The 20,706-nt window shown below is 62.2% G+C and carries 23 protein-coding genes; 4 read left to right on the top strand and 19 right to left on the bottom strand.

Going from position 1 to position 20,706, the window contains the following annotated elements; all coding sequences use genetic code 11:
- Positions 1-35: 35 nt before the first annotated feature.
- From ACZ9IU_RS19940 to ACZ9IU_RS19915, 6 genes are all read right to left on the bottom strand, one after another.
- Positions 36-1,934 (bottom strand): nitric oxide reductase activation protein NorD, encoded by a 1,899-nt coding sequence (locus tag ACZ9IU_RS19940; RefSeq protein ID WP_038549741.1) that lies wholly within the window; start codon positions 1,932-1,934, stop codon positions 36-38.
- A gap of 9 nt (positions 1,935-1,943) precedes the next feature.
- Positions 1,944-2,756 (bottom strand): CbbQ/NirQ/NorQ/GpvN family protein, encoded by an 813-nt coding sequence (locus ACZ9IU_RS19935; RefSeq protein ID WP_437179030.1) that lies wholly within the window; start codon positions 2,754-2,756, stop codon positions 1,944-1,946.
- A 66-nt stretch (positions 2,757-2,822) separates the two neighbouring features.
- The gene (locus ACZ9IU_RS19930; protein ID WP_038546247.1) at positions 2,823-4,169 is read right to left on the bottom strand and encodes a cbb3-type cytochrome c oxidase subunit I; all 1,347 of its coding nucleotides are present in this window, start codon (positions 4,167-4,169) and stop codon (positions 2,823-2,825) included.
- A gap of 22 nt (positions 4,170-4,191) precedes the next feature.
- Positions 4,192-4,644 carry a c-type cytochrome gene (locus tag ACZ9IU_RS19925; protein WP_038546246.1) on the bottom strand — a complete coding sequence of 151 codons (453 nt, stop codon included), beginning with the start codon at positions 4,642-4,644 and terminating at the stop codon, positions 4,192-4,194.
- 258 nt (positions 4,645-4,902) lie between these two features.
- On the bottom strand, positions 4,903-5,175 hold the full coding sequence (locus tag ACZ9IU_RS19920; RefSeq protein WP_038546243.1) for a cytochrome C oxidase subunit IV family protein: 273 nt from the start codon (positions 5,173-5,175) through the stop codon (positions 4,903-4,905).
- A 9-nt stretch (positions 5,176-5,184) separates the two neighbouring features.
- Positions 5,185-5,730, bottom strand: coding sequence for a cytochrome c oxidase subunit 3 (locus ACZ9IU_RS19915; RefSeq protein ID WP_038546241.1), 546 nt, complete (start codon positions 5,728-5,730; stop codon positions 5,185-5,187).
- A gap of 121 nt (positions 5,731-5,851) precedes the next feature.
- Here ACZ9IU_RS19915 and ACZ9IU_RS19910 point away from each other — a divergent pair, with 121 nt between their 5' ends.
- Together ACZ9IU_RS19910 and ACZ9IU_RS19905 are read left to right on the top strand one after the other, a co-directional pair.
- Positions 5,852-6,007, top strand: a complete 156-nt coding sequence (locus ACZ9IU_RS19910) for a hypothetical protein (RefSeq protein WP_167551678.1) — start codon at positions 5,852-5,854, stop codon at positions 6,005-6,007.
- Positions 6,008-6,017: 10 nt separating this feature from the next.
- Positions 6,018-6,701, top strand: a complete 684-nt coding sequence (locus ACZ9IU_RS19905; RefSeq protein WP_038546238.1) for an NnrU family protein — start codon at positions 6,018-6,020, stop codon at positions 6,699-6,701.
- A 20-nt stretch (positions 6,702-6,721) separates the two neighbouring features.
- Here ACZ9IU_RS19905 and ubiV read toward each other — a convergent pair whose 3' ends face one another.
- The 13 genes from ubiV to ACZ9IU_RS19840 form a co-directional block, all read right to left on the bottom strand.
- The gene (ubiV, locus tag ACZ9IU_RS19900; RefSeq protein ID WP_038549737.1) at positions 6,722-7,657 is read right to left on the bottom strand and encodes a ubiquinone anaerobic biosynthesis protein UbiV; all 936 of its coding nucleotides are present in this window, start codon (positions 7,655-7,657) and stop codon (positions 6,722-6,724) included.
- A 2-nt stretch (positions 7,658-7,659) separates the two neighbouring features.
- The gene (ubiU, locus tag ACZ9IU_RS19895) at positions 7,660-8,637 is read right to left on the bottom strand and encodes a ubiquinone anaerobic biosynthesis protein UbiU (protein WP_038546235.1); all 978 of its coding nucleotides are present in this window, start codon (positions 8,635-8,637) and stop codon (positions 7,660-7,662) included.
- Positions 8,628-9,137: a ubiquinone anaerobic biosynthesis accessory factor UbiT gene (gene ubiT / locus ACZ9IU_RS19890; RefSeq protein WP_038546232.1), complete on the bottom strand. Its 510-nt coding sequence runs from the start codon at positions 9,135-9,137 to the stop codon at positions 8,628-8,630. Before ubiT ends, ubiU begins: the two co-directional genes overlap by 10 nt.
- A 108-nt stretch (positions 9,138-9,245) precedes the next feature.
- Positions 9,246-9,521, bottom strand: a complete 276-nt coding sequence (locus tag ACZ9IU_RS19885; protein ID WP_038546230.1) for a DUF6522 family protein — start codon at positions 9,519-9,521, stop codon at positions 9,246-9,248.
- Between the two features lie 54 nt (positions 9,522-9,575).
- Positions 9,576-10,238, bottom strand: coding sequence for an iron-sulfur cluster repair di-iron protein (gene ric, locus ACZ9IU_RS19880; protein WP_038546227.1), 663 nt, complete (start codon positions 10,236-10,238; stop codon positions 9,576-9,578).
- 118 nt (positions 10,239-10,356) lie between these two features.
- Positions 10,357-11,865, bottom strand: a complete 1,509-nt coding sequence (locus ACZ9IU_RS19875) for a UbiD family decarboxylase (protein ID WP_038546224.1) — start codon at positions 11,863-11,865, stop codon at positions 10,357-10,359.
- A 72-nt stretch (positions 11,866-11,937) separates the two neighbouring features.
- Positions 11,938-12,996: an ABC transporter ATP-binding protein gene (locus ACZ9IU_RS19870; protein ID WP_038546221.1), complete on the bottom strand. Its 1,059-nt coding sequence runs from the start codon at positions 12,994-12,996 to the stop codon at positions 11,938-11,940.
- A gap of 27 nt (positions 12,997-13,023) precedes the next feature.
- A complete protein-coding gene (locus tag ACZ9IU_RS19865; protein WP_051899848.1) occupies positions 13,024-13,890 on the bottom strand; it encodes a carbohydrate ABC transporter permease in 867 nt (288 codons plus the stop codon).
- On the bottom strand, positions 13,890-14,825 hold the full coding sequence (locus ACZ9IU_RS19860; RefSeq protein WP_038546220.1) for a carbohydrate ABC transporter permease: 936 nt from the start codon (positions 14,823-14,825) through the stop codon (positions 13,890-13,892). Before ACZ9IU_RS19860 ends, ACZ9IU_RS19865 begins: the two co-directional genes overlap by 1 nt.
- The gene (locus ACZ9IU_RS19855) at positions 14,825-16,156 is read right to left on the bottom strand and encodes an ABC transporter substrate-binding protein (protein ID WP_038546217.1); all 1,332 of its coding nucleotides are present in this window, start codon (positions 16,154-16,156) and stop codon (positions 14,825-14,827) included. Before ACZ9IU_RS19855 ends, ACZ9IU_RS19860 begins: the two co-directional genes overlap by 1 nt.
- A 50-nt stretch (positions 16,157-16,206) precedes the next feature.
- Positions 16,207-16,887, bottom strand: coding sequence for a GntR family transcriptional regulator (locus ACZ9IU_RS19850; protein WP_038546214.1), 681 nt, complete (start codon positions 16,885-16,887; stop codon positions 16,207-16,209).
- A gap of 5 nt (positions 16,888-16,892) precedes the next feature.
- On the bottom strand, positions 16,893-17,771 hold the full coding sequence (locus ACZ9IU_RS19845) for a dihydrodipicolinate synthase family protein (protein ID WP_038546211.1): 879 nt from the start codon (positions 17,769-17,771) through the stop codon (positions 16,893-16,895).
- Between the two features lie 225 nt (positions 17,772-17,996).
- Positions 17,997-18,746, bottom strand: coding sequence for a hypothetical protein (locus tag ACZ9IU_RS19840; protein ID WP_051899847.1), 750 nt, complete (start codon positions 18,744-18,746; stop codon positions 17,997-17,999).
- Between the two features lie 251 nt (positions 18,747-18,997).
- Here ACZ9IU_RS19840 and ACZ9IU_RS19835 point away from each other — a divergent pair, with 251 nt between their 5' ends.
- On the top strand, positions 18,998-19,897 hold the full coding sequence (locus ACZ9IU_RS19835) for a dihydrodipicolinate synthase family protein (protein WP_038546208.1): 900 nt from the start codon (positions 18,998-19,000) through the stop codon (positions 19,895-19,897).
- A 31-nt stretch (positions 19,898-19,928) separates the two neighbouring features.
- The gene (locus ACZ9IU_RS19830; protein WP_038546205.1) at positions 19,929-20,612 is read left to right on the top strand and encodes a GntR family transcriptional regulator; all 684 of its coding nucleotides are present in this window, start codon (positions 19,929-19,931) and stop codon (positions 20,610-20,612) included.
- The last annotated feature ends 94 nt before the right edge of the window (positions 20,613-20,706 follow it).

The raw sequence follows: 20,706 nt of genomic DNA, 5'->3' as shown, positions 1-20,706 counted from the left end.
TCCGCCGAGCCGGACCTCCATGCGGCCGGGCTTCCCTATCCCGTCAGGCCGCGATAGATGGCGGGCAGAGCCGCCGGAAGCTTTGAAATATCTCCGACAACCGCATAACCGTTGCGTCCGAACATCGTCGGAAGATAGGATTTCGCATCCTTGTCCACCGTCACGGCGTAGATGTTGACGCCGAGGCGCCTTGCTTCCTGCACGGCGCGGCGGCTGTCTTCCATCGCGAAACGCCCCTCGTAGTGGTCGATATCGTTGGGCTTGCCATCGGTCAGCACGAGAAGCAGACGGGTCCGGTTGGGGCGTTTTGCGAGGTCCGCCGTGGCGTGCCGCAGGGCGGCTCCGAGGCGGGTGTAATATCCGGGTTTCAGGCCGGCGATCCGATCCTCGACAACCGGAGAAAGCCGCTCGTCGAAGCCTTTCACGGTCTCGACCCGTACCCAGGAGCGGCGTCGGGAAGTGAAGGTGAGGATCGAGTGATCCGTGCCGCAGGCGGTCAGGCCCTGCGCAAGGACGAGAAGCGCTTCCTTCTCGACATCCAGAACCCGCCGGTTGTCGATCCAGGCATCGGTGGAGAGGGAAACGTCGACAAGAATGGTGACGGCAAGATCCGGCGTGCGCGGCCGGCTTGCCACGTGGATACGGTCGGTTGCCTGCCCTCCGGCCAGGAGATCGGTCCGGCGCCGGACGACGGCGTCGAGATCGAGTTCCACGCCGTCCAGCTGCGACTTCAGCATTTCCTGGCGCGGCCGCAGGATCTCGAACTGCTTGCGCACCTTCCTCACCAGCGCCTTCGTGTCTTCCGACGTTTCGAGGCGGTCGCCGCTCGCTGATGTCGGGACGGCGAGGACCCGGCAATGGTTCTTCAGATAGGTTGCCTTCCGGTAGTCCCATTCGGGATAGGTCAGTTCGGCGGCGATTTCCTGGAGATCGACCATTTCCGGCGGAAGGTCGAGATCGAAGTGGAAACGCGAGGAGGGGCGTTCCTTGCGGCGTCCCAGAACCATTTCGTCGAGATCCTCGGCGGCCTTGCCGTCTTCCTCGGGCTTGTCGTCGGTCGGTCGGTCGACATTGACCATTTCCGTCATCGCCAGAATTTTCTCGAAGCGGTTGAGGATGAACGGGCTCCGCTCGGAGCGCTTCTCGTCCTCCCGCTCGCGCTTCGCGCTGAACCTTCTCTTCCCGGCCGGACCCTCCGGATCGCCGAGCGGGGTTTCCGAATCCTCCGCCGAAGAACGGGTTTCCTCATGGGATAAGAATTCCGGCCAGAGCGGCACGTCCATCATCGGCTGGTAGCCCGGTGGGGCATGGCGGGGGAAGATCGCGCTCGGCGTGTCGTCCGGCAGGCCGGCGCCTGCCCGCAGCAGGCTGACGATCCTGCTTTCCAGCAGCCGTTCCACCGAGGGAAGCCTGCCGCGGCGCCGATCGGTAAGCGTTTCCTGACATAAGCTTCGATAGACTTGGCGCAAGCCGGGAAATGCGGCAAGCGTTTCGTCCACATTGGAGATCGCCATATGCAGCCGCTCGAGATCCCGTGCGAGGGGATCCGGCGAGGCTGGCCGGGCCTCGGGCAATGTAGCTATTGCCGCCGTCAGCCAGACGTACAATGCTCGGTTCAGGCTGCGGTCCGGAAAGAAGTCGATGACATCAGGCAGCATCGCGCGGGCGAAATCCCGGCCCGACTGGGCAATCCGCTCCTCGCCGAGCCCCACAAGCTGGCGAAGCTTCAGGCGGTGTTTCGACGTGCGCTGATGGGCCGCCACGAGCTGGACCGCGTGATCGCCCCCGAACCCGCGGAAGCAGGATGCGAGGACAGGTTTCATCTCGTCCAGCGTCACCGCTTGCTCGGGATAGCGCGGCAGGCTTCGTGTCTGGCCGACCAGGCGGTGCCAGGCCTTGCCGACAGTTTCTTCCAGCTCGAGAAAGTCCAGCATCATAGCACCTCAGGCAACCACGGCATTCGCCACTTCGATCAACGCCGCACGCACGTCCGGATCGTCGGTCAGCGGCTCGATCATGGCAGCCCGTATCGCACGGCGCGGGTCGAGCCCGCTTTCGATCAGCGTGGCGCAGTAGACGAGCAGGCGCGTCGATACGCCCTCTTCCAGGTCGTGTCCCTTCAAGGCGCGCAGGCGATGGGCAAGGTTTACCAGCGGCACGACATGGCGCTCGGAAAGGCCGCTTTCGGCCGCAACGATCGCCACTTCCTGCTCCAGGGGAAGGAAGTCGAACTCGATGGCGACGAAGCGCTGCTTGGTCGAAGGCTTCAATGCCTTGAGGATGTTCTGGTAGCCGGGGTTGTAGGAGACGACCAGCATGAACTCCGGCGGGGCCGCCAACACCTCTCCGGTCCTTTCGAGCGGCAGGATACGGCGGTCGTCGGTCAGCGGGTGGATGACCACGGCGACATCCTTCCGCGCTTCGACGATTTCGTCGAGATAGCAGATGCCGCCACGGCGTACCGCCTTCGTCAGGGGGCCGTCCACCCAGATGGTTTCGCCGCCCTTCAGGAGGAACCGGCCGGTGAGATCGGCGGCGGCCAGATCGTCATGGCAGGAGACGGTCGCAAGCGGCAGTCCGAGACGCTCGGCCATATGGCAAACGAAGCGGGTCTTTCCGCATCCGGTCGGGCCTTTCAGGAGAAGCGGAAGCTGCCGCTTCCAGGCCGTTTCGAACAGCTCGCATTCGTTGCCGGCGGGAATGTAGTGGGAAATCGGTGCGGCCTGGGCCGGCTTTATCGTGGAAATCATGGTCATTGGAATGTCCTGATCTTAAAGGGACCGAGAAGGGCGGCTCCGTCGTTGAAACGGAGCCGCGCTGCATCATTCGGCCGGTTGGATTCTTGTGGTGCCGGCGGGACGCCGTTCGCGGCCCGGGACGAACAGGGCCCAGAGGAACATCAGCGCCGAGATGAGCACGAATGCGCCCGATCCGAGCCGGACCCAGTAGAAGATCGCCAGCTGGTCCTGGACATCCATGAAGCTTTCGCCAAGGACACGCTGCAGGTGCACCTGAAGGACGCCGGCAAAGGTCAGTGCGAAGGTCATGACGGACATGGCTATGCACATGATCCAGAAGCTGGCCATCGAAAGCCACTGGTTATAAGGGCTGCGGCCCCGAAGCTCCGGCACCGCATAGGCCATGACGGCAAGGTTCAGCATCACATAGGCGCCGAAGAAGGCGAGATGGCCATGGGCGGCAGTGAGCTGGGTGCCGTGGGTATAATAGTTGACCGAAGACAGCGTGTGGAGGAAGCCCCAGACACCCGCGCCGAAGAAGGCCATGACCGAGCAACCGATCGACCAGAGAAGTGCGGCCCGGTTCGGGTGTTTGCGCCCCGCCTTCCAGGTCATCACGAAAGTGAAGACGACCATGGTGAAGAAGGGAGCCACTTCGAGCGTCGAAAAGAGCGAGCCGATCCACTGCCAGTAGCCGGGGGCGCCGATCCAGTAGAAGTGGTGGCCGGTGCCGAGAATGCCGGAGAAGAGGGCAAGGCCGACGATCACGTAGAGCCATTTTTCGACCACTTCGCGGTCGATGCCGTTCAGCTTGATCATCAGGAAGGCCAGCACCGAGGCCATGATCAGTTCCCAGACGCCCTCGACCCAGAGATGGACGACATACCACCAGTACATCTTGTCGAGCGCGAGATTGGCCGGGTTGTAGAAGGCGAACAGGAAGAAGATCGCGACGCCCCAGAGGCCGAAGATCAGGATGTTGGTGACGACGGTCTTGCGGCCCTTGAGCACCGTGAGCGTCACGTTGAACAGGAACATCAGCGCGACGATGACGATACCGACCTTGATGAGGAACGGCTGTTCCAGAAATTCGCGGCCTTCATGATAGTGGAACAGATAACCGACCACGGCGATCGCCGCCGCGACGAGGAAAAGCCAGAACTGCGCAACCGCGATCCTGGTGCTGAACAGCTCGGTTTCGGACTCCTCGGGCAGCAGGTAGTAGGTCGATCCCATGAAACCCATCAGCAGCCAGACGATGAGCGCATTGGTGTGGATCATCCGCACGATGTTGAAGGGCAGCAGTTCCGAAAGCGTGTTCGGCAGGACGTAGATCGTTCCCGCCAGAACACCGAACAGGATCTGTGCGATGAACAGGCCGAGCGCGCCGTAAAAATACAGCATGGCGACCTTTTGGGTTTGATATTTCATGTGTTTTTCCCTTCCCGTGAGATCAGCCGGCGTCGTTCGGCGGCCAGTTCTGGGTCTTGATCCTGCTCGTCCATTCGAGGAAGTTGGCCAGGTCGTCGAGTTCACGTTCCGTGAGGTTGAACTGCGGCATCTGCCGCCTGCCTTCGATGCCGCTCGGCTGCGCGGCCATCCAGGCCTTCAGCGTCGCGCGGGCCGTGTCCGGGTCGGTGTCGCCGCCCCAGCGTTTCCACACATTGCCGAGCTCGGGGGCGAAATAGGCGCCTTCCCCGAGGATCGTATGGCAGTTGATACAGGCGTTCTTTTCCCAGACATGTTTGCCGCGCGCGACGGAATCCGTGAGCGTGCTTTCGTCCGTGGACGTGGTTCGCATGTAGTAGTGGCTGTGGGCGGTAAGCCCGAGAAAGATTACGAAGAAGAACGCGGAGCCGCCGTAAAAGACGTTACGTGCCCCGGTCTTTGTGAGGCGTTCTGCCATCCTCATGTCCCCTTTGTGCGGATGCCTTGCGGGTTGCTGCGGGGCCACATCCGCGAAAAGCGGACGACGACCCGTGAAGCTTCTATGAGGGGTTTTCCGGAGCCGCTCTTTGCGATTTACCAAACAAAAAAGCGTTGCCCGCGGAGTCCGTTATTTTTTGAAAGGTAAGCGTTAGCTTTCCCGATGGCGCGCGGGCAACCATGGACCGGCCTGAGATCAGGCAGGTGCCGGAGGGGAAAGTGCAGGTGAGAACTGAACCTAAAGAATGGCCATCAGTACGACCTTGCCCAGCGAGAGGGCAGAGAAGAAGATAGGCCAGATCATCAGCGCACGGGCCAGATTGGGTCGCATCCCCCGCAGGTCCATGAAGTCGAGCACGATGAGCCGTATCTTTGCAATGGCCATGAGGAGGATGACGGCAAGTGCCGCTGCCGGTATCACCTCATGCTTCCATTGTGCAGCGATCAATGCGCCGACGATGCCGAGCATCATCACCCAATTGGCGCTGCCGAAGAGTTTCGAACCGTCCATTCCGGCCTCCTAGCTCAGGTAGATCAGTGGAAACATTACCAGCCAGACGATGTCGATGACGTGCCAGATGGTCGTCAGCGTGACGATCGTCGAACGTTCCAGCCTGATCGCCGCCAATACGAAGAGGACGGCAACGAACGCGACATGGGCGAGGTGGAAGCCGGTGATGAGAAAGTAGAGTTCGAAGAAGCTCTGCAGGTTCTCGTCCCCTGCCGCCGCCCATTCGGAACTGTATTCGGTCAATTTGAGAGCGACGAAGAGCAAACCCAGGAATGCTGCGCCGAGCAGGAACAGGCGCTGCCGGCGAGGTTTTCCCTGGGATCTGGCGGCAAGCGCCGCTTGCCAGCTGCTCGCCAGCAGCACGACTGTATTGAGCCCCGCCAGCCGCGGTGCGAGGTGGAGCCTGGCGAGCGCAAAACTTTCCGGATGCAGCATGGACGTGACGACATAGCCGGTCAGCAGGATACCGAAAGCCGCAAGCTCGCCCCAGACGAGCACCCAGAGAAGAAGGTCGCCGCCTTCATCCCTCTCTTCGCTGGTCGAGATCGCCGCCATTCCGAAACCTCCGGTATTCTTCCGCCGCGGAAAATGGAGGCAATACAGGCCCGGCTCTTTGTCATATCGCAAAGAAACGGCAGATAGAGAGGTTAGGATGACGGCAAACCAAGGATTTGCCATGTCTGATGCACAAGTCGGCCTTCTGATGGCCGCCCCGATCATTGTCATATTCGCCATCGCCCTGAAACGGATGGGTGTCCTGCAGGGCTACAGCTCGCTGGCGGCGGTCGTCTTTTCCGTCGCCATCGCGGGCGTCCTCTTCTGGCAACAGTAGCGGCCGTGCCATGCTGCGGTTTCTGCTGGCGTTCATAGCCTTCATCGCCCTGCATTCCTTGCCCGCAGTCCCGAAGATTCGCGGCGCGCTGATCGGATGGATGGGGCATGGAAGCTATATCGCCGCCTATTCGACCATCTCGACCGCGGCTCTGGCCTGGCTCTTCCTGTCCGCTATGAGCCTCGATTACGTGGAAATCTGGCAACCGAGGCCGTGGCAGGCCTGGCCTGCCTTCGTACTTTCACCGATCGGGCTTTTCCTGGTCCTTGCCGGTCTCTTCAGCCGCAATCCCTTCTCGATTTCCTTCCGCAAGGGAGGCGAGCCGGATGCGATCGTGGCCGTCACGCGCCATCCGGTTCTCTGGGGTTTTCTTTGCTGGTCGGTCGGGCACATTCCTCCAAACGGAGATCTGCGTTCGCTGCTTCTGTTCGGCGGCTTCGCCGCCTTTTCCGCCGGCGGCTTGTTCATGCTCGAAAAGAGGGCACGTCGATCGCTGGGGCCAACTTGGCCGACGGCCTCGTCGCAGACTTCCGTCATTCCGTTCGCAGCGGCGATAAATAGTAAGGCTGTAATTACATTTGACATGCCGATGGCCGCCGCCATGCTTTGCACGACAGCGTTGCTCGTCTGGCTTCTCGGTGGGGGACATGCGGCTTTGGTGGGCGCGGATCCGCTTCTGTTTCTTGGCGCCTGATCGCCTCGCAAGGCAAGTGCTCAAGCTCGACCATGGGCCGTGTCGCGGGCACGCGCGATCCATGCCGCGCCTTCGCGGGCATGATGAAAACCGTTCGACAAAGCAGCGGTGGGATAGATCTCGCGCAGCAGCATGATCGCCTCGTCCGCGTCCAATGCGTTATCGAGCACGGCGCGGTAGAGCTTTGCGACCGCCACCATGTCGCAGTCCTGCGGCGACAGGCGGATCGCCGAGATACCGCATGCGGCGAGGCCGGCGAGCTCGCCCAGCAGGGCCTGGCAGGTGTGAGACACGGTCTGCACGCCGTTGAGGGCGAGGAAGGATTGCCGGTCAAGGGTCTTCACCGGCAGGCCGTCCGGATCTTCGCCGCAGACGAACTGGCAATTGTCCTTGATCTTGCCCTTGGATCTCGCATGGGCGCATCGCGCCGAGATGGCGAGCGGCATGCGGCCGAAGGCGAAGACCTCGAATGCGATTGCGGGCGCGTCGGCGACGATCTTCTCGACCGACGTGAAGGGCAATTCCGGCGGCAGGCAGATGCCGGTCGCTCCCCGGCCGGCGAGCAGCCTGGCCGTCGGCGCGTTGTAGACGTTGACCAAGGGGCCGATGCTGTGGGGCCTGCCGTTCAGCAATCCGAGGGCGGAGAGGTCGTTGGCCTCGATTGCATGTTCGCTGTCGGCGACGAGATCGCGGATCTGCCGGCTCTCGCGCTCCAGGGTGACGAGCGAAAGCGTCGAGAGGACTACGGTCTTGCCCGCGGTTTCCAACCTCTCGATCACCTCGGCGATATGCGGTTCGATGAAATGCTGCCGCTTGGAACAGACGGTTTCGCCAATCACCACACGATCTACCGGCGCCTCATCGGCGATGCGAAAATGGAAATCGCGCCATTTGGGGCCGTCCCAGAGATAATAGACGGGTCCCATGGTCAGGGAGGGCGAAGTGGTGCGGTGCATGTTCATCTCCAGCGCTTCTCATAGGCGCCCGACGTGGTCTTCTGGCCTTCGCTGAGGCCACGCAGGCGCATCAGCAGCGCTTTTCGTTGCTCCGGTCCAGCCGACAGGGCCTTTTTCAGGGTCGAGACCACTTCGGCGACATAGGCCTTGCCGCGCTGGCGGCCTTCGATCTTCAGAGCGCTGACGCCCGCTGCCGAAAGCGCGTCGATCTCGCCCATGACATCCAGGGAAACCGGATCCTCGAATGCATAGGCGGGGCTGTCGGCGATATCAAAACGACCCTTGCACAGGGTGGGGTAACCGGCCGCTTCACCGGCTGGGAAGCGGTTGATCGTGTAGTCGCCGAGTTCGGACACCAGTTCCGTGCCCTCCTGGCGATAACGCACATGGCTTGCCGGCGAGCAGACGCCGTTCATGTTGGGCGACTTCCCCGTCGCGTAGGAGGAGAGCGAACAGCGGCCCTCGGCCATGACGCAGAGCCCGCCGAAGACGAAGACCTCGATCTCGCAGCGGATCTGCGGAGCGATGCGGGCGATGTCGGCAATGGTGAGCGTTCGCGGCAGGACGATACGCTTGGCATGGAAGGCATCGACGAGGAAGTTGATCGCGTCGACGTTCGAGGCGGAGGCCTGCACCGAGACATGCAGCCGCTGCTCGGGATAGCGTTCGGCCACATGTGCCATAAGCCCGAAATCGGCAAGGATCAGCGCATCGACCCCAAGAGCAACGGCATCGGCGGCGGCGCGGTACCAGATCTCCTCGTCTCCGGCGCGCATGAAGGTGTTGAGGGCGACGAAGGTCTGCGTGCCATGCCGGCGGGCATAGGCGATCGCCTCGCGCAATTCCTCGCGGCTGAAATTGAGGCCGGGAAAATTGCGAGCATTGGTTTCGTCGCGGAAGCCGCAATAGACGGCGTCGGCTCCTGCATCGACGGCTTCGCGAAAGGCCGCCGGTGTTCCGGCCGGGCAGATCAGTTCCATCGGGAAGTCTCGCCGTTCAGTGCGCGGCGGCGGATATCCCGGCCCATCTTTCCGAAGAGGGGCGCAAGAGGACCGGCAAGCCTCGACAAGTCGCGCGGCAGATCGATGTCGGCGCCATCGAGCGCGTTGCGCATCGCAAGCATGGCTTCCATGTCGCCGGTGACGGAGAGATCGCGGGAAAAGAACAGCGCGTCGGCATCGCAGCGGCCTTCGAGCAGGGCAAGCAGCAGGAAGAGCGGCCCTTCGACGGAGGCATCGGCGAGGTCCTGCTTCACCGGTTTCCGCGTGACGCGGATGGATGGCCCGGCCGGTTCCACGATGAAGGCGAGCGGCAGGTCGCTCGGAAGAAAAGCAAAGCGTTTCGCCCTGTAGTCGCCCAGCCGCTCGAACAGGTCGGGATGTTCTTTCAGGACGCGCTGAAACAGCAGTCCTGTTGCCCGCTCGATCGCGGCAAGTGGCATGTAGGCCAAGGGGATGGCGAGTGCGCGGGGAAATTCCATATCGTGCGTCCTGCTGAAATGCAGGCACAGGTTATCGGCTGCGGGCGCGGCCGTGCTTGAGCCAACGCAAAGAGGGACGATGGTTCTTTGAGAGGCCGGTGCGCGGCGTCAGGATCCGCCGGATCGGCCTCTCCCGCGGACGAAGGTTACGGCCTCGTTCTGAACCTCGCCTTCGTTGTTGAGGACGGCGCGCCAGACCCGGTTTCCGAGGCGAACGCTCAGGCGGGACGTTCCGATATCCTCAGCTTCGCCACGCTCGACCGTGCTTGTCACGAGGCCCTGGCGAATTCTCTGCCGGAAATCGTCGCGAGACAGCCCGAACCGACCGGCAATCTCACCGGATTCCAGGATGAAGTCGCCGTTCGGGTCGCGTTCGATATGCATCGCTCTTCCTCAGGCCGATGATGTTGCGGCAAGGTTTGCCGCTTTTTCCACCTTCTACGACACCGATTGAAATCTTGGAAACAGCACTTCGTTTTCGAGATGCATATGGACGACGAGATCGTCGGTGAATTTGCGCAGGCCCGTATAGAGCGCCGTCCAGGATCTGCAGGCACCTTCGGGCAGGGCGAGGCCGCGCGTCACGTGCTCGATCGTCTGCAGATGCTGCGCTTCGTCTTCATGTTCGCTTCGCATTTCGGCGATCGGATGGGCAATCATTCGGCTGCCGCCGTGCTGCATCATCGGAAAGAGCACCTGCTCCTCCTTGATCATATGGCTTTCCAGTTCATCGCGGAGCTGTGCCAATGTCCCGGAAAGGCCGATCGGGGCGGAAGGGTGGTTACCGTGCACCCGCTCGACTTTTTGAGCGAGAGGAATGAGCCAATCCAGTTCCTCGCGATGGGCGGCGTGATATCTCGTGAGAATGTGCGAGATCAACGCCAATGTTTCCTGCGGCGCATCCCGTCCCGATGCCTGTTGGAGGGCCTTGAGATCGGCGATCAGCGCGGCAGGTACGAGACCCGCCTGTTCGGCGGCCATGGAGAGTGGTATGTCGCCGCCGCAGCAGAAGCTGATGCCGTGACGGCGGAAGAGCTCAGCGGCTCCCGGCAGTTCCGTGGCGATTGCTGCGACTGTCGTGTCTGGAACAATTTCGGTCATGATGTACTCCTCGTCGATGATGGTTTCGGGGGGTCGATGATGGTTTCAGGATCGTACTGGCGTCGGCATCATTGGCCGGCGGACAGCTTTTGCGGCTCGGCGCTCTGCAAATGATTTGTCATGGCAAGGCCTCGTCGAGGCCGAGCGATGCCCATATCCGGTCGACCTTCTCGATGATTTCGGGGGACATTTCGAGAACCCGGCCCCATTCCCGAGCCGTCTCGGAACCGATCTTGGTCGTGGCATCCAGCCCAAGCTTGCCGCCGAGACCCGGCCGCGGAGAGGCGAAGTCGAGGTAGTCGATCGGCGTGTTGTCGGCGACCATCAGGTCGCGGCCGGCATCGAAACGGGTGGAAATCGCCCACATGATGTCCGGCCAGCTTCGCACATCGATGTCCGGATCCACCACGATGATCAGCTTGGTGTAGCTGAACTGCGGCAGCATCGACCAGAGGCCCATCATGATGCGTCGGGCATGTCCCGGATATCGCTTGTCGATAGACACCACCATGGTCCGGTATGAACAGGCTTCCGGCGGCAGCCAGAGATCGTGGATCTCGGGGAACTGACGCCTGACCAACGGGATGAAGATCTCGTTCATGGCTTCGCCCAGCCTGGACGGCTCGTCCGGCGGCCGGCCGGTATAGGTGGACAGATAAACCGGATTGCGGCGCATCGTGATCGCCGAAAGGGAAAGCACCGGGAAGCTTTCGACGGCGTTGTAATAGCCGGTGTGATCGCCATAAGGTCCCTCGTCCGCCATCTCCGCGGAAATCGTGCCCTCGAGCACGATCTCCGCCTCCGCGGGAACGGGGAGCGGTACGGAAAACGCCGGCGCAACCGCCTGACGCCTGCCTTTCAGGACGCCGGCAAAATTCAGTTCGCTCATTTTGTCCGGCAGCGGCATGACGGCCGCGAGGATTGTCGCCGGGTCGGCGCCGACGACCACTGCCACCGGCATGTCCCGGCCGAGCGCCTGCCACATCCTGTGGTGTCTAGCGCCGCCACGATGAGCGAGCCAGCGCATGATCAGCCGGTCCTTGCCGAGCTTCTGCATCCGGTAGACGCCGACATTGACATCCGCCGGATCGTCCGGCGCCTGGGTGATCACCAGCGGCCAGGTCACGAGAGGGGCTGGCTCGCCGGGCCAGCAGGACTGGATCGGCAGCCGGTCGAGATCGATATCGGCGCCTTGCCAGACGATCTCCTGACACGACGGGTGCGAGACCGAGCGGGGGTTCAGCGAGAGCGCCGCCCTTAGCTGCGGAAGTTTTCGCCATGCGTCGAGCATTGATCTCGGCGGCCGCGGCTCGCGCAATTCGCTCAGGAAATCGGCAAGCCCCGTGATGCCGCCGGCTCCGAGCCCGAGGCCCCACTCTATTCTCTCGCGGGTTCCGAACAGGTTGGCAAGCAGCGGAATTGCCAGGGTATTGCCACAGGCATCGACCGGCTTTTCGAAGAGCAGCGCCGGTCCTTCTTCCATAAGGACCCGGCGGTGGATCTCGGTGATCTCGTGGACCAGCGAAACGGGCTGCGAAATCCGCTTCAGCCGCCCCCTGCTTTCCAGAAGGGCTACGAAATCCTGGAGATTGGCGTAGTGGCGGGGAATTGTGGCATCTGCTTTCATGCCCCCAGATTGAGAAGAAAAAAGCGGCTGTCTTTGCGCTTGCGCAAATGGTTAGGCGCCGCCAACTCTCGCTCAGAGCCTGTGGCCCGTCGCCTTGTCGAAGAGGTGAACCTGCTTCGCGTCGATCGAGATACCGACGGTGTCGCCGAACCGAACATCGATGCGCTCGCGGAAAAGGCAGGAGAGCTGCTCGCCGCCGCAATCGAGCTTGGCGAAGATTTCCGAGCCGGTGCCTTCGACGATCGCCGCGCGGCCCTGGATGCCCTGGTCGCTGGCGCGGATGTGTTCCGGCCGGATGCCGTAGACGAGCGGGCGGCCGCCAGCCTTCGCCGGCGAGACTTCCGTGGGAAGCGGCAGGATCAGCCCCTTTTCGGTGCGGAAAACGCCTTCCTCGATCTTGCCGTCCAGAAAGTTCATGGCCGGCGAACCGATGAAGCCGGCAACGAAGAGGTTGGCCGGCCGGTCGTAGAGTTCCAGCGGAGCGCCGACCTGTTCGATGTTGCCGTCATGCAATACGACGATCTTGTCGGCCATGGTCATCGCTTCGATCTGGTCGTGCGTCACGTAGATCGTCGTCGTGCCGATGCGCTGGTGCATGGCCTTGATCTCGCTGCGCATCACCACGCGCAGTTTTGCGTCGAGGTTCGAGAGGGGCTCGTCGAAGAGAAACACCTGAGGATTGCGGACGATCGCCCGGCCCATGGCGACGCGCTGGCGCTGGCCGCCGGAAAGCTGGCGAGGGTAGCGTTGAAGCAGGTTTTCCAGGCCGAGGATCGCGGCCGCCTTCTTCACCCGCTCCGCGGTATCGGCGGGGTTCGCCCGCTTGAGCTTCAGCGCGAAGCCCATGTTGTCCTCCACCGTCATATGCGGATAGAGCGCGTAGTTCTGGAATACCATGGCAATGTCGCGGTCGCGGGCGGGCAGGTTGCTGACCTCGCGGGCGCCGATGCGGATCTCGCCGCCGCTGACCTCTTCGAGGCCGGCGACCATGCGCAGCAGCGTGGACTTGCCGCAGCCCGACGGACCGACGAGAACCACGAACTCCCCGTCGGCGATATCGACGCTGAGGTCCTGGATGACGTTGACCGCGCCGAAGCGCTTCTGGATGTTGTGAAGGGTGACGGTTGCCATGAGATTCGATCCTGTTTGTGAGCCTGCTCAGCCGCCCTTGACCGCGCCGGCCGTCAGGCCTGCGACGATCTGCTTCTGGGCGAACAGGGTGAGTACCAGCACGGGGAGGGTGACGATCAGCGCGGCCGCGGCGAGCGGTCCCCAGCTGACCTGTTCGAAGGAAAGCATGTTGTAGACGGCGACGGGCAGCGTCCGCGTGGTGCGGCTTGCAAGCACGATGCCGAAGACGAAGTTGTTCCAGGAGAAGATGAGCGCCAGGATGAAGGCGACGACGATGCCCGGCTTGGCGATCGGCAGAGCCACGAGGCGAAACACCTGCCAGGGCGTTGCGCCGTCGATGCTGGCGGCCTCCTCGAGTTCCATCGGCGTCGTCTCGAAATAACCGATCATGATCCACACGACGATCGGCACGGTGACGACGAGATGGATGATGATCTGCGGCCAGAGTGTGCCGAGCAGGTTCAGCCACTGGAACAGCAGGAACAGCGGAATGAGGAAGGAAAGGCCGGGCGTCATGCGGGCGATCATGATGACGATCGCTGCCTTCTCGGCCTTCAACCTTGCGATGCCGTAGCCCGCGGGCACGCCGATGATGAGCGCCAGCAGCGTCGCGGCCCCCGTCACCAGCACGGAATTCCAGAAATACAGGAAGAAATTGTTCTCGCGGAACACCTGCACATAATTCGACCAGGCGAAGTTTTCCGGGATGAGGATCGGCGGATAGGCGCCGTTGTCGATCTCGTATTTGAGCGACAGCGAGATCATCCAGAGGAAGAACAGCACCACCGGCGACACCATGACCAGGGCTGCGAACAGCAGGCCGATGCGATCGAGCGTCTTACGTCTGACGAGCGGGCGTTTGTTGAGGGGGCGTTCGACGAGGGCGTGTTCCATCAGCGCGTCTCCATGTCCGACCAGTTTGCCCGTGCGCGCACCATCATCAGCGCGAAAGAGAGCGCGATGATGATGACGAAGAAGACGACCGCCATCGCCGAGCCGTAGCCGATGTCGTAATAGGAGAAGGCGGTGTTATAGAGGTAGATATTGATCGTCTCGGACGCTGTGCCCGGTCCCCCTTGCGTCATCGCGTAGATGATGTCGAAGCTCTTGATCGCGTCGATCGAGCGGATGATGACGCCGATCATCAGGAAGGGCGCGATCATCGGGAGCGTCAGGTAGCGGAATTTCTGCCAGGCGTTGGCACCGTCGATCTCGGCGCTCTCATAAGGTTCGCGGGGAAGTGAGGCGAGGCCGCCGAGCACGATCAGCATGATCAGCGGCGTCCATTGCCAGGTCTCGACGAGGACCAGCGATGGAATGACGCTGTAGCGGTTATAGATCCATTCCTGCGGGCCGATGCCCACCAGCGACAGCAGATAGTTGAGGACGCCCAGCTGCGGATGGAACATCATGGTCCAGACGAGGGCGATGGCGACCGGGGTCGCCATCATCGGCATGACGAAGACGCCGCGCAGGAAGCCCCTCCCCGGAAATTGAGCATCGAAGATCAGCGCCGCGAGCGTGCCGAGGAAAAGCGGCGCCACGACCGCCAGCACCGTGAAGATCAGCGTGTGCCAGAGCGATTCCCAGAAGCGGAAATCGGTCGCAAGCCGGATGTAGTTGTCCAGTCCGGCGAAGGTCTGCGCCTGTCCCAGCGTCCAGCTGTTGACGCTCATCCAGAGGGTGAAAACCCAGGGGAAGACGATGACCGCGCCGATGACGACCAGGGCGGGAACGACGAAAGGCCAATAGTTGGGAGCAAGCCGGCTCGGCTTGCTCCTCTTGTTACCGGTTTCCGTCCGTGCTGTTTCGATGCTCACGGAGGCCATTATCCCTCGCTCTTGGCAAGCACCGGTTCGAACTGCGCCGTTGCCGTCTTGAGTTCGGTTGCCGGGTCGGCGCCGCCGATCATGTTGGTCAGGCCGACACCGTAGATGTCGCGGAATTCGGTGACCGGAATGATGACCGGCAGCGCAAGCTGCGAGACCTTGCCGGAAGCGGCGACCGCATCCACCCATGCGCTGGGCATGGTGACGCCCTTGCGGACTTCCGCATCGGCAAGGATCGACTGGCGGAAGGGAACGCCGGCGCCGGCCTGCAGCAGGCGTGCGCCCATCTCCTTCGAGATGACCCACTGGCAGAACAGATAGGCCGCTTCCTTCTTCTGGCTGGCTGCGGTGACGCCGATGCCGTCGCCGAAGGTGGCGGCTGCCTGCGCCTTCGGCCCCTTCGGCATAACGCCGTAGCCGACCTTGCCGACGACACGGGACTTCTGCGGGTCTTCGAGCGGCGGAGCGAAGCCGACGCCATCCAGCCACATGCCGATCTTGCCCTGCAGGAAGGCAGACTGGGCTTCCGCCCAGTTGAAGCCGGAGACCCCGACGGGGGCCGCCTTGGTCATCAGGCGCTGGTAGAGTTTGGCGGCCTCGACCGCCTCGTCGGAGGTCGTGCGCAGCTTGCCGTCAGGCCCAAGCGCCGTCGCGCCATAGCCCAGCATCAGCGCCGTCCATACCGGAACGTTGGCGTTCTTCAGGCCGCGGGCGACGAAGCCGTAGGTATTGGTGGTCTTGTCGGTCAGCGCTTCGGCCGCCGCAGCCATCTCGTCGAAGGTCTTCGGGTAGGCGAGGCCCTTCTTCTCGAAGAGTTCCTTGTTCCAGTAGACGATCCAGTAGTCGACCGAGAAGGGCAGGGAGCGCAGCTTGCCGTCCTTGTCCTTGGCAAAGGTGAGGCCGGCTTCGGCGAAATCGCTTTCAGTCAGCGACGGGTCGGTGAGCGTCGGATCCTTCAGAAGGCCGCTGATATCGGCAAGCCAGCCGCCCTTTTCGAACTGGCGCTTCTGGACATGGTAGCTCAGGTGGATGACGTCGAAGCTCGGCTTGCCGGACGAGAGCTCGATCGTCGCCTTCTGGCGCTGCTGCTGTTCCGGGGTGGCTTCGGCATTGACCTTGATGCCGGTCAGCGTTTCGAACTCGGCCAGGTACTTGATGATGGTGTCGCTGCGCGGGCTTTTGACGAGGTTCACTTCCAGCGTGGTGCCGGCGAAGCGCTTCCAGTCGACGGCGGCCGATGCCGGGCGCGAACCGACCAGTCCGGCGGCACCAAGCGCCGCCGAGCCGGCCAGGAAGCTGCGGCGGGTGGGATTCCAGAACGAAGATGACATGCTATTCCTCCTCCTAATGCGCCGGATACCCTTGTCTCCGGCTTCTTTTTCTAAAGTCTGATCGCGCGATCCCTCGCGTGATTGATATGGGCGACGAGTGCCGCGACCGCTTCCTCCACGGAGCGCCGCTCGATCGCTTCGAGCACTTTCAGATGCTCGCTCATGACGGGGCCGACCCGGCCGTCGATGCGGAACCGCTCCTGCCTGATCAGCCGCATCTTGATGGAATTCACTCGGTAGACGTTTGAAATGATGGTGTTGCCGAGCGCATCGATGAAGGCGTCGTGCATGCCCCAGTCGACCGCCTGCGCATGCAGCTCCAGCTCACGGCTGTCGTTGCCGCCCTGGATCGCCTCCAGGATTTCACGATGCTCCTTCAAAAGCCTGGCGATTTCCTGGTCCGGGGCCGATTGGGTGAACAGTGCAACGGCTTCCTTTTCCAGGAAGACGCGAAGCTGGAAGGCTTCACGGATGAGGTTGAGGTCGATATGGGCGATCTGCAGCCCGCGTTGCGGCACGGTCTTGATCAGTCCCTCGGCCTCCAGCCGCGGAACGAGTTCACGGATCGCGCCGAGCGTCAGGCCCGTCAATTCCACCAGCCGACGTTGCGAGACGAACTGGCCCGGGCGAACGTCACGCGCGAGAAGGTGGCGCGTGAAGCTCTCGTAAGCCTTCTCCCTCAGCGTCGGCTGTTCCTCGACCTGGCTTTCCGTGGGACGCCCCTGATCCATGGCTTTCAGGCAGCCTCCGAACGGAACAGGGTGTCGAAGGCCGATGCCAACAGGCGCTGGCCTTCATCAGCGATCCGAAGAAGCGGCGGCCGCACCGTCAGCCACAACGGGTCGTTCGAAAGATGGGCGATCATCACCTTCACCGCCGGAATGACGGGATATTTCAGCAATTCCACGACGAGATCGACGACCCGCTGATCGTCCTCGCCATCCACGGCCATGCGCCGAACTTCGCGTGGGGCGAAATTCGCGACGCCGGATATCGCACCCTGCCCGCCGAGACGTACGCCTTGAGCCAGATGCCGCTCGTCACCGATCAGGATGATGAGGTCGCCATGTTCCTTGAGTAGCTTTTCGGTAAAGGCCCATTCTCCGCCGGAATCCTTCACCCCGGTGACAATGCCGGGAAACGCCTGGCGAAGCCGGCCAATCAGCGTGTGGCTCAGCGGCACCATCGTGACCGATGGAATGTGGTAGACGATGATGTCACGGGCTTTGTCGCCCAGCAGGGCGAATACGGCGGAGAACCAGCCGAACAGGCCTTCGTCGCTGACATTCTTGAAATAGGAGGGCGGGGCCAGAAGAATGTTGCGCGCCCCCTTGGATAGCGCCTGCGCGGCCTGTTCCGCGGCGTCCGCCGCCGCGTCTACGAGAACACCCGCTACCATCTGGCGCGGCGCGATGCCGCCCGAAATCATGGCGGCGAGCACCTTTTCCCGTTCGCCGTTGCCGATCGAGGCGCCTTCGCCGGTCGTGCCGAAAACCGTAACGCTGTCGCAACCGGCATCGAGGCTGCGGCGAGCTTGGGCGACCATCGCGTCGAGCACGATCTTGCCGTCTTTGTCAAAAGGGGTCGCGAGTGCGACAGAGAGCCCGAAACGCATGTTAGACTATTTATCCTCCCAGTGTTGTCGCGACGCTCGCACACTAACATGTTAGAAGTCAATCAGGCAATTTGATTGAAATTGAGGTGCGGGCGCTTGCGTAGATCGAACGGCTCTACCGAGCGCGATCACGCAAGCTGCACTTGGCCTATGCCGCAGATGTTGACCTCGATATCGAGCTTGCGCGCGAGAGCTGCTTTTGATCGAAAAAGGCCGAAATTGGCGTCAGCGCAGGTCGAGGACGAACCGCTGTCCGCCCATGTTGACTTCGATCCTGCCCGGTTCCGCGACCGGGATCAGTCCGCACAATGTGCCCGTCGTCATCACCTGTCCCGCCTTGAGCATGGAGAAGGAGGAGAGCTGGTCCTGGTTCGCCAGCACGACCATGGTCTTCAGCGGATCGCCGTCGGAATGCGCCGCGGGCTTGTCGAAGCCGGACTGTCCGTCGATGAAAACCGACAGCTGACCGATCGATGCGCCTTCGTCCAGCAGGCTCCGGTCCAGCGACGGGCCGAGGACGTAACCGACATTGCTCATCATGTCGGCGGCGGCGAGGGCCGGATCGCCCCGGGAGCCGCCCTGGTAACGGCTGCGAAGAAGCTCAACGCCGATCCGCACCGAGCCGATCGCGTCGACGATATCCTGGCGCGTCACATCGCCGTTGCGGGCCACGACATCCTTGTCGAGCACGAAGGCCAGTTCCACCTCCAGCGAGATGCCCGGCTGATGGTCATGGCTGGTTTCTTCGTTGACGAACAGAAGCGGTGCGCTCTGGCAGAAATCACCCTTCAGGGTGAGCTTGGCGCCCTTGAACGGCTGGCCGAGCGCCCGAAACACGTCCGTCTGCACCGCATAAGCATCCGCCAGCGGCAGCCCGAGAAAGGGCTCCGGATCAAGCACGGTCCTCGACAGGATGGCATTGCGAATGGCACTCGCGAGGCGGGCGGGGAGGGTGTCGGCAGGCATGTCCGGCATAGGTTCAGTTTCCTTGGTTTGAGGTGGAAGCCCAGGGGCATTCGCAATTAGTACCAATAGCCGAGCTTTCAAGCATCCCAATAAAATCAATGGATTTTGCACGCTTCAAAATATGCCGACGGCAGTCGTGCATTCGCTCCTCCATCGCCAGGCCCGCTCGCAACATGCCGCAGCCGGTGACTGATGTAAATATATATTTGACGACTGATACCTACACTGATTATATCAGTTCTATAACGAGGAGCCAATTTATGTCGAATGCTGCGCTGAAGGGCATTGTTGCCGCCTCCGTCACACCGGTGACGGCCGATTTCCGTATCGATACCGTCCGTCTGAAGGCGCATATCGATCATCTCCTGGCAAATGGCTGCAGCTTCATCTCGACGTTCGGCACCACGGGCGAGGGCGCATCTTTTTCGACCGCTCAGAAGCTCGAAGCTCTCAAGGCACTAAAGGCGGACGGGGTGGAGATGGGCCGTCAGCTGCCGGCGATCATGACGCCGAGTTTCGACGATGCGGTAACCTCGCTGATTGCCTATGGAGAGCTCGGCTGTCGCGCCGCGCTCGTCCTGCCGCCCTTCTATTACGGAGCGAGCGAGGACGGCGTTGCGGCGTTCTTCGATGCACTGATCGAGCGGACCAAGGCGCATACGGAAATCGCTCTCGTCCTCTACAACATCCCGCAGCTCAGCCGGGTCCGCTTCACGCAGCCGCTGATTGCGGCTCTGCTGCGCAGGCACGGCAGCCGCATCGCCGGGATCAAGGATTCGACCGGGGATCTCGACAACGGGTTGATGCTGGTGAAGTCCTTCCCGGAGCTTGCCGTCTTTACGGGCGACGACCGGGTTCTGCCCACGCTCGTCAAGGCCGGGGGCGCCGGCATGATCGGCGGCATGCCGAACGTCTTTACCCGCGATCTGAGGGCGCTTTACGACAATCCCGACGATGCCGGCCTTCTGGAGAAGCAGTCGCGGCGCATCGAGGCAGTGGATGCCTACGGATCGCTCGTTGCCCTCAAGGCGGCTCTTGCCCATTATCGCAACGACGAAAGTCTGGCATATGCGGTGCCGCCTCTGGTTGCTCTCAACCAGTGCGATCGTGTTATGCTCATTGAATTATTCGAGCGGACGGGTTATCGCGCCGCTGCTTGACCCGCCCGGTGCCGCCGGCGATAGGAGACAGATGAGCGTACTTACTGCACCGCCCGGCACTGGACAGCCAGACCTTCGCTCGGTCAAACAGGTCGCCTATGAGCGGTTTCGCGAGGCGCTGTTCGATGGCCGGCTGCGGCCCGGCCAGTTCGTGTCCCAGCGGGAGCTCGTCGCTCTCCTTGGCCTTTCGATCGGCGCCCTGCGCGAACTCCTGCCGCGCCTGCAATATGAAGGCCTGCTGGTGGTCATGCCGCAGCGAGGCATCCAGATCACCCAGATCGACCTCTCGATCATCCGCCAGGCTTTCCAGGTGCGCATGGCGCTGGAGCGCGAGGCCGTGCTGACGGCTGTCAGGCGGATGCCCGACGTTATCCTCGATGAACAGGCTAGGCTTCACCAGTCGATCCTCGACGAGGTCCGCAACGCTCCCTCGCCGGATGTCTTCGAGCGTGGCCAGAAGGTCGACGACGGATTTCACAACCTTCTCGTCGACTCGACCCAGAACGATCTGCTGATCCAGGCCTACGCGGTCAACGCGATCCGCATGCGGCTCATCAAGCTCGACAGGATCAGTCTTTCCGAACAGGTCCTGCCGCCGGCCTTCGCCGATCATCTGGCGATCATCGACGCCATCAAATCCCGCGATCCGCATGCGGCAGGCGATGCCATCGACCGCCACATCATGCATGCCCGTGAACGGGCGATCGAGTTCTGATCAGCTTCTGCTTTATTTTATCGGCGTTTTGCCTTGGCCATCATACATCTTGGTGGCCGATCTCCATATGTGCGCCCCTCTTAATGTATAACTG

The organism is Mesorhizobium sp. USDA 4132 (genome assembly GCF_056279545.1).
Note: the sequence above shows the minus strand (reverse complement) of the source record. Positions and strands in the feature narration are given on the sequence as shown.